This window comes from Muriicola sp. (genome assembly GCF_049669965.1).
GTDB lineage: Bacteria > Bacteroidota > Bacteroidia > Flavobacteriales > Flavobacteriaceae > Muriicola.
The window spans coordinates 1-11,839 of the sequence record NZ_JBATLB010000026.1 but is presented as its reverse complement, the minus strand read 5'-3'; the positions used below and the strand labels follow the sequence as shown (position 1 = coordinate 11,839).

Sequence of the window (11,839 nt, the reverse complement as noted above, 5' to 3'; positions counted from 1 at the left end):
ATTTTATTCCGGACCTGCTGGCCAAGTATCCAAGCCTATCTGTTTCTTATGAAGGCCAAAACAGGGAAGCTCAGAAATTATCGAGATCCGCCAACGCTGTATTTCCGGTAATACTATTCCTGATATTCGCAGTAATCGCCTTTACCTTCAGATCGTATAGCCAGCCTGTGATCTTGCTCTCTATGATTCCGTTTAGTATTATAGGTGTTGGGTGGGGCCATTATATTCATGGATTTCCAATCAACGTCTTATCCGCACTGGGTATTATAGCCTTGATAGGTATTATGGTAAATGATGGATTGGTTTTGATTGGGAAATTTAATTCCTATTTAAGGCAAGGGATGAAATTTGATGATGCACTGTACGAAGCAGGCAAATCTAGGTTCAGGGCTATCTTTTTAACCTCATTAACGACCATCGCAGGTCTCGCCCCACTCTTGCTCGAGAAAAGCAGACAGGCCCAATTCCTGAAGCCCATGGCCATCTCCATTTCGTATGGAATAGGTATTGCTACCGTACTTACCTTGTTGATGCTGCCTTTACTACTTTCTGCAGTGAACTCCTGGAAGGGCAACATCGCCTGGTTAAAAACAGGAGAACGCCTGGAGAAGGAGCATGTGGAAAGGGTAATTAAAGAACAGGTACAGGAAGCTAAACTAAAAGATAAACTGAAAAAAACCACCAGCGTTCACATCCCTCCGGTGACAGACCCGTCAAAGAGATCTAGGAAAAAAGAACAGGTAACATTAGAAGATAAAGATTAATGAGAAGAAGGTACCTCACTTCCATACTCCTGTTATTTTTTTTGGGAGGTTTACAACTCGTAGCTCAGGAAACAATACTCTCAAAACAAGAGGCGGTTGCCCAGGCGCTCAAAAATAATTTTGGGATCCAGGTTGCAAGGAACCAGATAGCCATTGCAGATAACAATCAAAGCATACTAAACTCCGGTTTTCTACCCTCCCTTACAGCAGATGCAGGAGCCACCTATAACCGGGATGATGCTGTCATTGAATTTCCGGGTCAGTTGCTGGAAAATGGAGATCCAAGACCAGATTTTGTGATCGATCAGGCAGAGGCACAGCGCTACAATACGGGCCTAACTTTAGACTATACCCTTTTTGATGGAATGGGACGCCTGTATAATTACAAGAGCCTGAAGGAGCAGTACCAGCTCACCGAATTGCAAGCCAGGGAAACCATTGAGAATACCATGTTGCAACTGCTAAGCGTTTATTTTGAAGTAGCCAGGCTTTCGGAGAATGTCAATGTTTTTAGACAAGCCCTTGATATCTCCAAAGACAGGATCACCCGGGCAGAATACGCTTTTGAATATGGGCAGAATACCAAATTAGATATCCTGAATGCAGAAGTAGATGTTACTAATGACAGCATCAACCTGCTGAATGCCAAACAACAGTTGGCCAATACAAAACGCGATCTAAATGTGGTTCTCAATCAGAACTTGAATGAGGTTTTTGAGGTAGATACGGTAGTAACCTTTATTCCCAGATTACAATTAGACGAGTATATTGCCCAGGCAAAAGAGAATAACGTCGCAATTCTTCAAATAGAGAAGAACCTGACAATCAATGACTACGATATTAAGATAAGCAGAAGTGGCTACCTTCCTAACATTGGCCTAACCGGTTCCTATGGATGGAATCTTAACCAAAGTGCCGCCTCAGCATTCTTCCCCGGAACTAACAATACTACGTATAATCTGAATCTTGGCGCCCGTTTAACCTGGAATCTGTTTGATGGTGGCGGAACAGCGGTACGAGTTAAAAATGCCAAGATCGCATTTAAGAATCAGGAGCTTCTTAAGAATCAGGTGGAGTTGGAAGTAAACAGAGATATTCTCAATGCCCTAGAATTCTATAAGAACAGGTTAGATATCTATGGCATCCAGGAAAAAAATGTGATCACCAATGAAAATAATTTTGATCGTTCCCGGGAACAATTTCAATTGGGACGTATCACTTCCATTGAATTCAGGCAAGCACAGATAAACCTTCTCAACGCCCTGACCAATAAGAATTTGGCTAAGTATGACGCTAAACTGGCAGAACTTCAACTGCTACAGCTCACCGGGCAACTATTGAACGTAGAACTATAAAGCATACCATGATCGAACATTTTTTTCAATGTCCGTATTGCTGGGAAGAGATCTCCATGCTTTTAGACAGGTCAGTTGCCAATCAAACCTATGTAGAAGACTGCGAGGTATGCTGCAATCCCATTGAGCTTACTGTCTGGTTTGAAGAGCAGGAACTTCAGGGATTTCAGGCCGTGAGCCTGGAACAATAATTACTTCTATTTCTTTATCGATAAAAGTCGCCACGGCATACTAATCCCGGATAATTTAGTATTTTGTTCCTGGCTTACTTCATTAACTGCGAATGGATACAAAACAAAAAAAGGCTACCGCCTATTGGAAAGAGAATTTGCGCTACCTTATTTTCTTACTGAGCATCTGGTTTTTGGTCTCTTTTGGTGCGGGAATTCTTTTTAAGGATGCTTTAAATACCATCAGAATAGGAGGTTTCGGCCTGGGATTCTGGTTTGCCCAACAAGGGGCCATTTACGTCTTTGTGATCCTCATCTTTGTTTATGTCAGACTCATGAACAAACTCGATAAGAAATATGGATACGATGACCATTCAAAATAAAAATCCAAAAGAGTAGTCTATGGATGTGCAAAGCTGGACCTTACTGCTGGTCATTATTTCCTTCACAATCTACATAGGGATAGCCATATGGTCCAGAGCAACCTCTACAAGCGATTTTTACATAGCAGGAGGCCACGTTTCTGCCCTGGCCAATGGATTGGCTACTGCGGCCGACTGGATGTCTGCAGCGTCTTTTTTGGGCATGGCAGGTCTCTTGTCCTTTACCGGCTACGACGGCTCCGTATATCTGATGGGTTGGACAGGGGGCTATGTGCTGCTGGCGCTTCTCCTGGCACCCTATCTTAGGAAGTTTGGGAAGTTCACAGTGCCCGACTTTATCGGGGATCGTTATTACTCCAACATTACGCGAACGGTGGCGGTGGTTTGTGCCTTGCTGGTTTCCTTTACCTACGTAGCCGGACAGATGCGCGGAGTGGGCCTTGTATTTTCACGCTTTTTGGAAGTTCCTATCAATACCGGTGTTATTATTGGAATGATCATAGTACTCTTTTACGCTGTGTTAGGGGGTATGAAAGGGATCACTTATACCCAGGTGGCCCAGTACTGTGTCTTGATCTTTGCCTTTATGGTCCCGGCTATTTTTATTTCTATCCAAATGACTGGCAATCCTATACCGCAATTGGGAATGGGCGCCAATGTTTTGGGCGAGGAGATCTCTTTGTTGGATAAGTTGGACGGACTTTCAACGGATCTCGGTTTTACGGCCTATACAGATGGTTCTAAGGCCATGATCGATGTTTTTTGTATCACCGCGGCACTGATGGTAGGAACAGCAGGATTACCACATGTTATTGTGCGGTTCTTTACGGTGCCCAATGTACGGGACGCCAGAAAATCTGCGGGCTACGCCTTGCTCTTTATTGCTATTTTATATACCACTGCTCCGGCAGTTGCCGTCTTTGCCAGAACCAACCTTTTAGAGACCGTCCGGGATCAACCCTACGAGCAAATGCCGCCCTGGTTTCAGAAATGGGAAACAACCGGACTTATAGTTTTTAATGATAAAAATAACGATGGTCTTATCCAGTATGTGGGCGATGCGGAAAAGAACGAATTAACAGTGGATCCGGATATAACTGTACTGGCCAATCCCGAAATTGCCGATTTGCCTAATTGGGTGATCGCCCTGGTTGCCGCAGGTGGTTTGGCAGCGGCCTTGTCCACGGCTGCAGGCTTGCTTTTAGTGATCTCAACAGCAATCTCGCATGACCTTATCAAAAAACAATGGAAGCCAGACATTTCAGATAAAGGTGAACTTGTTTTTGCCAGAGTATCCGCGGTAGTGGCGGTTTCTATTGCAGGGTATTTTGGGATCAATCCCCCCGACTTTGTAGCGGCTACGGTGGCATTGGCCTTTGGCCTTGCGGCTGCTTCTTTTTTTCCTGCAATTATTCTGGGAATTTTTTATAAGAAGATGAATAAAGAAGGAGCCACAGCAGGTATGGTGGCAGGTATTCTGGTGATGCTCTATTATATGCTAAAATTTAAGTTCGATATGTTTGGAGGTGGAGAGCCGGAAGACTGGTGGTTTGGAATTTCACCTGAAGGCTTTGGTACTGTAGCAATGTTGCTTAATTTTATAGTAGCCCTGGTCATTTCTGCCTTTACCAAGGATCCACCAGAGGAAGTACAGCAGATTGTGGAGGATATCCGCCTACCAAAAGGGGCTGGCAGGGCTAGTGCACATTAAAAACAATACTATGAGTAATTACAATATAAAACACCTGGAAGAATATTTTCAATTGTATCGCAAATCGGTACGGGAACCTGAAAACTTCTGGGAAGAGATAGCAGAAGAACATTTTGTCTGGAAAAAAAGATGGGAGCGGGTATTTCGATGGGATTTTACAAAGCCCGAAGTAACGTGGTTCGAGGGGGCACAACTAAACATAACCGAAAATTGTTTAGACCGGCATTTATACGTCCGGGGCGATAAAACAGCCATCCTTTTTGAACCCAATGACCCAAAGGAAGAAGCCCAGCATATCACCTATAAGCAACTTCATGCAAGAGTCTGTAAGTTAGCCAATGTGCTAAAGGAACAAGGAGTTCAAAAGGGTGACAGGGTTTGTATTTACCTCCCCATGATCCCAGAGCTTGCAATTTCAGTACTTGCTTGTGCCAGGATCGGAGCTATCCATTCTGTGGTCTTTGCCGGGTTCTCTTCTCAAGCCCTTGCAACCAGGATCAATGATTGCGACTGTATAATGGTAATTACCTCAGACGGCTCATATCGTGGTGCCAAGACCATTGATTTGAAAGGCATTGTAGATCAAGGCCTGGAGTCATGCCCCGGAGTTAAATCGGTATTAGTGGTGAAAAGAACAGCAGCTTCAATCCATATGGAAAAAGGGAGAGATCATTGGTTGCAACCCTTGTTAGATAAGGCCAGTGATGTATGTACAGCAGAGGTCATGGATGCCGAGGATCCCTTATTTATTCTATATACCTCAGGCTCTACCGGTAAGCCAAAAGGAATGGTTCACAGCTCTGGAGGATATATGGTTTATACGGCCTATACTTTTAAAAATATCTTTCGCTACCAGGAGAATGACGTGTATTGGTGTACGGCCGATATTGGTTGGATTACTGGGCATTCATATATTGTCTATGGCCCACTTGCCAATGGTGCCACAACGGTAATGTTTGAAGGTGTACCCACCTATCCGGACCATGGCCGGTTCTGGGATGTAGTAGCCAAGCACAAGGTAACACAGTTCTATACTGCTCCTACTGCAATTAGAGCCCTGGCAAAAGAAAGCCTGGATTTTGTAGATTCGCACGATCTTTCCTCCCTGAAGGTGCTGGGTACCGTGGGAGAACCTATCAATGAGGAGGCGTGGCACTGGTATAACAATAATATTGGAAGAAATAAAAGCCCGATCGTAGATACCTGGTGGCAAACAGAAACGGGAGGTATAATGATCTCACCCATTCCCTTTGTAACACCTACAACCCCTACCTATGCCACCCTGCCATTTATTGGAATACAGCCTGCGTTAATGGATGAACATGGGGAGGAACTTATGGGTAACCAGGTAGAAGGCAGGTTGTGCATCAAATTTCCCTGGCCATCAATGGCCAGGACCATTTGGGGAGATCATAAGCGTTATTATGAGACCTATTTCTCGGCCTATAAGAATATGTACTTCACGGGCGATGGTGCTTTGAGAAATGCCGTAGGGTACTACAGGATTACCGGGAGAGTAGATGATGTGATCATTGTATCCGGGCATAATCTTGGGACTGCCCCAATTGAGGATGCTATCAATGAACATCCGGCAGTATCGGAATCGGCTATCGTTGGTTTTCCTCATGATATAAAAGGAAATGCCTTGTATGGTTTTGTGATCTTAAAAGAAGTTGGAGAATCCAGAGACAGGGATAACCTCCGCAAAGAGATCAACCAGCAGATCACAGAACATATAGGTCCTATTGCCAAATTAGAGAAGATTCAATTTGTGCCGGGTCTTCCAAAGACACGCAGTGGGAAGATCATGAGGCGTATCCTTCGAAAAATAGCTTCTCAGGACACCGACAATTTGGGAGACATCAGCACCTTGCTAAACCCCGAAGTAGTTGCCTCTATTATAAAAGATGCGCTTTAGATCAAAGTACGGCATATAATAAAAAGCCACCAAAAATAAAGGAAAGCGGCGCCAGGGCCCGTATACGAAAGGGGTTAAGTATTCCGGCACTTTGTAAAGCGTAGGCATGGTGGAATTTTCTTGGAAGTAACATCAGCAACAGGGATGTGCCAATCATAAACCAACCGAGTAGGGCAAGGAATTGCGGAAATTTTGAAGCGTGAGCACATAGGATCAAGCCTATTGCAGGGATCAGGCGCAGGGTTAGTTCCCCATAATTGATCAGGGGGGTGCTGCCAGCCTTTCTTAAAATCTCCCTCGCTTTTTCAGGACGTAAAAGCATTAAAAATCCTACTGCTATGATGAACACAGCAAAAACAATAACTATTAACTTGCCAACTGTTATCTGCATTAGTCTTTCGAATTATAAAACTGCTGCAACACAAAAAATGCTTTTTTCTTTTTCCCTTCGTCAGAAATCAGTCCTTTGCGGTTCCATCCATCTTGTATTTTTGGCAACATCCTTCTTGGAGACCTGAAATCTACCAGTATCCATGGGGACATGCCCCGGAGCTGCTTAATTGAGCTTAGCATTTTTAAAGTCTCTTCATAAAGATATTCCTGGTATTCTTCTGTCCACCGGGTGTTTTTATCTCCATGGAACCCTTGTTTTGCGCCACCTCCAAATTCAGAGATCAGGACGGGTTTATTATGTTCAATAACCCAGCTAATATTTTGCGCCTTTTCAGGAAGTCCGTCGTACCAACCTATATATTGATTAAAACTCAATACGTCTACCACCTTGGCAAAGTCATCCTGAATAGTACGTACGTTAGATTCTCCACGGTAGGCACTTTGTTCGAGGGCTGCACTGATTAGCCTGGAAGGATCCTTAGTTCTTGCCAGGGCTGCCAGTTTGCTAAGGAACTCGGTTCTGGGTTCACTGGCAGGTGTTTCGTTCGCCATGGACCAAATGATGACAGATGCCCTGTTTTTATCTCTGGCAATGAGTTCTGTAAGCTGATTAGCTGCCAGGGCATAGGTTTCGGGATTGTCCCAGGAGATGGTCCAGTATACGGGGTTTTCTTCCCAGACCAGCATCCCCATTTCGTCTGCCAATCGCACCATGTGTTCATTGTGCGGATAATGTGCAAGTCGGACAAAATTACAACCTAGTTCTTTGGCCCAGCTCAGCAATTGGCGCGCATCTTCCATTGAATTACCGCGGCCACCCCTAGCCGGACTTTCCTCATGAATGGAGATCCCTTTTAAAAAGATAGGTTCGCCGTTCAAAAGTATATCATCTTCCCGGGTACTAATGGAACGAAAACCGATCTGATCGGTAAGTTGATCCTCCCTGGATGAAAAAATGATTTGATAACGCTTTGGATCTTCCACAGACCAATAGGCAATATTCTCTGCGGTAAATGCAACCTCTGTTCTTCCCATTTTATTGGTGAAATAGGTTGTATCTACTGATAATTCCGGGATCTGTAATCGTACAGGATGGTTCTCTAATTCCGGTCCGTTGAGCTGCACATAACCATTTATTTTTTCAGGATTTGCAGCATCTAAATACAAGAAATAATCCCCGATAAACGTGGCAGTGGTTTCGATGAGTTTTACGTCTCTGGTAAGTCCGCCATAGTTCCACCAGTCTGTATTTAAGGTTGGCACCCCATCCTTAACTCGTTTGTTATCAACCTTAAGGATCAGAAAATTATCCCTGGGTCTGAGAATTTGGGTGATCTCAAAATTAAAAGGCGTAAAGCCTCCTATGTGTTTGCCCAGTTTCTGGCCGTTGAGGTAGACATCTGCCTGGTAATTAGCAGCTCCAAAATACAGGAAGGTGCGATTAGAGAGATTGGCAGGTGTATGATCAAAAGATGTCTTATACCAAAGACTTCCTTCGTAGTAAAAGAGTTTTTCTTTCTGGGTATTCCAATCTCCCGGGACAAGTAAACTATCAGCTAGATCAAAGTCGTATTCAATAAGGTCGGAGGGGCTGCTTGGTTTGGCGTTTGTAAAAAAAGCATTTTGGCCCGGATCTTCCTGATCTTCAAAGGCCTCTAACCTGTAATTATAAAATCCGTTTTCGTATGGATCTACAATGTAGTTCCAGATTCCATTTAGAGAAGTAGAGGGGCGGTTATAGGTATTGTTGAGCAAGGAGTCTTGCGCGTTAATAACGGGAATCCATAAAAGCAGCATCCATAAAAATAAACTACCATTTCCGGGAGGTTTAATTTTAGAGGTCGGAAACATGTTATTTTTTATCTTTTAAAAATCCATAAGTAAAGCCATTCTGAATGGTAAAAGCTACCGCAAGAACACCAATAATGATTTGCGCGTTTTCATGTTTTCCCATTAAGGAGGAGGTGATCAGGATTACAGCCGCCCAAATAAGAGCATTGAGTATTAGAACTTTTTTCATTGAATTAGAGCTAGAGTTGGTTACATGTAGTCTTTCTGAAGATCCCCTTTACAGGATCATCTCGCCCTTAAAGATACTTAAAAACATGAAGAAAGCACTTCAAAACTAGGTTCGCCATGTTTCGAGGAGACTATAAATAGCGCTGTCTAAGAATTGTCCGTTGTACCAGAAATTTTCCTTAAAATATCCTTCCTTCCGGAATCCTAGTTTTATGAGCAACTGTCTGGACCTCTCATTTAACGGGTTTATGTTGGCTTCAATACTGTGGAGTTGCCATTGTCTAAAGGCAAAATCTATTACTGCCTTCAAGGCTTCTTCCATATATCCCTTGCCCCAGTTTTCAGGAAGCATGGCAAAACCAAGTTCGCTGCGGGCATTTTTTTGATCGAGTTTCCAAAAAGTACAATACCCCATAAATCTTTCTTGTTCTTTATCCGTGATTGCCCAACTTATCCCTTCTTTCATCTGGAACATGTCTACATTCTCCTGAATCATCTTTTCTGCCGCCATCATATTTTCTAAAGGACCCGTATCCATGAATTTAAGTGCCTTTTTATCAGAACGCAGGGTATAGAAAGATAGGGTATAGGCCTTGTTTAATTCTCTCAGATGCAGCCTATTGGTCTTTAGAATAGGAAACTGATCAAAAACTCCCGTATTTAATGAGTTATCTAACATGATTTGAGTGCCGTGGAACTTAGGATTTACCTGCACCTAATTTTCCTCCTACCCATGCCATAGGGATATAGGCAACTACAAGATCGAGGGTGCAAAACCATGCCGGCGCCGGTAAATTAATGACATTGATAATGCCCCCTATTAAAAAAGAAACCCCAATGATCATGGCAAACAGCATTTTGCGGGTAGCTGCAATCTTTGCGGCAATATAGGCCCCAACTAAGGTGCCGATGGCATGCGCCAGAAAAGGAAAGATAAAGTGCTTCGGCTCAAAAAGTGACATGCTTTCTTTGAGGCCTTCCATGGTACTAACATCTACTCCTTCCGGGAGGGCAATCACACTCCCATTCAGGGAAATAAAAAACATGTTTACCGCGCTTCCGATGACCAGGCCGGCGATAATGGCCAGAATATTTCTTAGAATTGGATTCATAATCGTTGGTGTTGGTTATTATTACTAAAAGTTGTGTAATTAGCTGTTTTGAAATTACTTAAATGTAATAAATTTCTTAAAAAGAATGGTTTAAGAGGCCTTAAGTGCCTTAACATAAAGGTATGTCAATAACTTTTTCTGTCCTGTAAGCTCATGAAAACTCTGTTGGAAAAGGATAAAGATAGCAACGAGTTTGTCCATGACATGGGTTTCAGAAACGAATATGATCTATCAAATAAAAAGGACAAGTAAGACACTGAAAATTTATGAGGATTCCTTTAAATACCTACTTTTTTAAGTTGGTACTTTGGTCTTACCTCCCTTCCCTATTTTTTAACAATATCATTCCTTTTCAGCAACTTACCTTTATAACCTTCCTCAAAATCAACAGGGATAGACTTCATTCCGCCTGGCGAATTTTCAGGAATCAATGTGTTAAAATGCAGGTGTTCAATGGTGGTTTGACCCGTAAGCCCGGATTTCCCAATAGGGTCTCCCGCCCTAATTTCTTGACCAACAGACACCAAACTTCCTTTGTAATTCAGATGTACATACTGTGTATAAACACCTGTTTCAGGATCATAAAGTGTTATGAAATTTGCAAACGGCCGCCATTTTGCTCCCTTTCCACCTTCTTTATAGCCATCTATCACCCCAACAACGTAGCCGTTGGTGGCGGCACTAATGGTATCGTTTAGTGGTAATGAGAAATCGATGGCATATCTAGAATACGAAGTGTTATGTGTAAAACTACCTTTATATGCCTGGATCACCCGATATTCTTTATTTCTCACAAACGGCAATTGAAGTGGCTTCAGCGTTATTTTTTTAGTAGGATCACCAAGTAAAGAACGAAATGAAACCTCGGCTGGCTTCTTGTGAATATCACCGATCATAATCAGAGTATCTGATTTAGGGGCTAGGGTAAGAGGATTAAGGGCATTACTGATAGCCTTAGGAAGTGTGTCCGAGACGTCGATAAAAACGCGTAAAGGACAATGCAATGGATTTGAAAGACTGATTTTTAAGGTGTCTTTTTCATAGGAATAGTCTTTATAATAGGAATACTGAGATATTTTTTCCCGCGGAAGTCTTGAGGTCTGGCAACTGGATAGTATCAGTGCTATGAGCAAGATTGAAATAATTTTCATAAATGTGAATTAGCCAAAGAATAAATTGTGAAGATAACGGCCAGGAGCCAGGGTAAACCCACCGGCTATAATGATCGCTCCAAAATATAATAAGATCATCTTACGCCTGTGCGATTTTATATTGCCCTTCTTGATGGCCAGATAGGCAGTTGGTACCGTATAGAGGGTTAAAAAACTAAAACTGTGGATCCATCCGAAATGAAAGATCAATTGAGGTCCTACCTGTGCAGGAATAAATAAGGTAATAAAGGCCGTGATCAGCATTAAAGGCATGTAAATGCGGCCCAGAATTTTATGCAGGGAAGTGCCTTTACTGATTAGTAAAAGTATCGTACCAATAAAGAAACAAGGGACAACTGTATATAAATGCGCAAACATAAGGAACTCAAAAGAGGGGTATTCCATCCGGCAATTTTATTGTAAAATAACAAAGGATAGCTAAAATTGCAATTATTTCTAAGTACGCTGTTGGATGATTTTCTTGATTAGGACAATCTGTCCGAGATGATAATGGCAATGTTCAACAATGCCGTGCAGATTTCTGTAGTAGGATCCGTATTTTTTATCTCCAATGTCTTCCCATAAACGCTGCTCGGGTAAAGCTGCTACCAGAGGTGCAAAGGTTTTCACCTCTGTGAACGCCTTTTTTTGGAATGCTTCCCAGTCTAGTTGAGAAGTAATGGGCGGACAATCAAAACTAACCGCATCGTTTCCTTCAAGGGGCATTCCTTGAAGTACCCTAAGCACTACGTTTACAAAATAATTCATATGATATACCAATTCTGCAATGCTGTGGAAGGAGTCAACTTTTTGTGTGGCCATCTCCCAATTAATTCCTTTGAGTGTTTCCTGAAGGTTTACGG

Annotated in this window: 14 protein-coding genes; 6 read left to right on the top strand and 8 right to left on the bottom strand. The window is 42.7% G+C overall.

The features are described from left to right. From WBM49_RS01820 to acs, 6 genes are all read left to right on the top strand, one after another. The coding region (locus WBM49_RS01820) for an efflux RND transporter permease subunit (RefSeq protein ID WP_424370356.1) at positions 1–764 on the top strand (764 nt) is incomplete at its 5' end. Further along, on the top strand, positions 764–2,119 hold the full coding sequence (locus tag WBM49_RS01815) for a TolC family protein (protein WP_424370355.1): 1,356 nt from the start codon (positions 764–766) through the stop codon (positions 2,117–2,119). The genes WBM49_RS01820 and WBM49_RS01815, both read left to right, overlap by 1 nt. An 8-nt stretch (positions 2,120–2,127) precedes the next feature. Further along, positions 2,128–2,310: a CPXCG motif-containing cysteine-rich protein gene (locus WBM49_RS01810; protein ID WP_424370354.1), complete on the top strand. Its 183-nt coding sequence runs from the start codon at positions 2,128–2,130 to the stop codon at positions 2,308–2,310. Positions 2,311–2,402: 92 nt separating this feature from the next. Continuing rightward, complete coding sequence (locus tag WBM49_RS01805) at positions 2,403–2,672, top strand: DUF4212 domain-containing protein (RefSeq protein WP_424370353.1); 270 nt, start codon at positions 2,403–2,405, stop codon at positions 2,670–2,672. A gap of 19 nt (positions 2,673–2,691) precedes the next feature. Continuing rightward, a complete protein-coding gene (locus tag WBM49_RS01800) occupies positions 2,692–4,383 on the top strand; it encodes a sodium:solute symporter family protein (RefSeq protein ID WP_424370352.1) in 1,692 nt (563 codons plus the stop codon). Between the two features lie 10 nt (positions 4,384–4,393). Continuing rightward, on the top strand, positions 4,394–6,301 hold the full coding sequence (acs, locus tag WBM49_RS01795) for an acetate--CoA ligase (RefSeq protein ID WP_424370351.1): 1,908 nt from the start codon (positions 4,394–4,396) through the stop codon (positions 6,299–6,301). Between the two features lies 1 nt (position 6,302). On the opposite strand, the gene WBM49_RS01790 is transcribed toward acs, so the two are convergent. The 8 genes from WBM49_RS01790 to WBM49_RS01755 all read right to left on the bottom strand — a co-directional run. Beyond that, entirely contained in the window at positions 6,303–6,692 is a 390-nt protein-coding gene (locus tag WBM49_RS01790) for a hypothetical protein (protein ID WP_424370350.1), read from the bottom strand. Continuing rightward, a complete protein-coding gene (locus WBM49_RS01785; protein ID WP_424370349.1) occupies positions 6,692–8,545 on the bottom strand; it encodes a glycoside hydrolase family 2 protein in 1,854 nt (617 codons plus the stop codon). Before WBM49_RS01785 ends, WBM49_RS01790 begins: the two co-directional genes overlap by 1 nt. A gap of 1 nt (position 8,546) precedes the next feature. Further along, complete coding sequence (locus WBM49_RS01780) at positions 8,547–8,714, bottom strand: hypothetical protein (protein WP_424370348.1); 168 nt, start codon at positions 8,712–8,714, stop codon at positions 8,547–8,549. A 105-nt stretch (positions 8,715–8,819) separates the two neighbouring features. After that, on the bottom strand, positions 8,820–9,392 hold the full coding sequence (locus WBM49_RS01775; RefSeq protein ID WP_424370347.1) for a GNAT family N-acetyltransferase: 573 nt from the start codon (positions 9,390–9,392) through the stop codon (positions 8,820–8,822). Positions 9,393–9,411: 19 nt separating this feature from the next. Next, a complete protein-coding gene (locus WBM49_RS01770; RefSeq protein WP_424370346.1) occupies positions 9,412–9,825 on the bottom strand; it encodes a hypothetical protein in 414 nt (137 codons plus the stop codon). Positions 9,826–10,151: 326 nt separating this feature from the next. Next, positions 10,152–10,976: a M23 family metallopeptidase gene (locus WBM49_RS01765; RefSeq protein ID WP_424370345.1), complete on the bottom strand. Its 825-nt coding sequence runs from the start codon at positions 10,974–10,976 to the stop codon at positions 10,152–10,154. Positions 10,977–10,985: 9 nt separating this feature from the next. Next, positions 10,986–11,381, bottom strand: coding sequence for a DUF2306 domain-containing protein (locus WBM49_RS01760; protein WP_424370344.1), 396 nt, complete (start codon positions 11,379–11,381; stop codon positions 10,986–10,988). A gap of 51 nt (positions 11,382–11,432) precedes the next feature. After that, on the bottom strand, positions 11,433–11,839 hold a 407-nt coding region (locus WBM49_RS01755), incomplete at its 5' end, for a DUF1572 domain-containing protein (protein ID WP_424370343.1).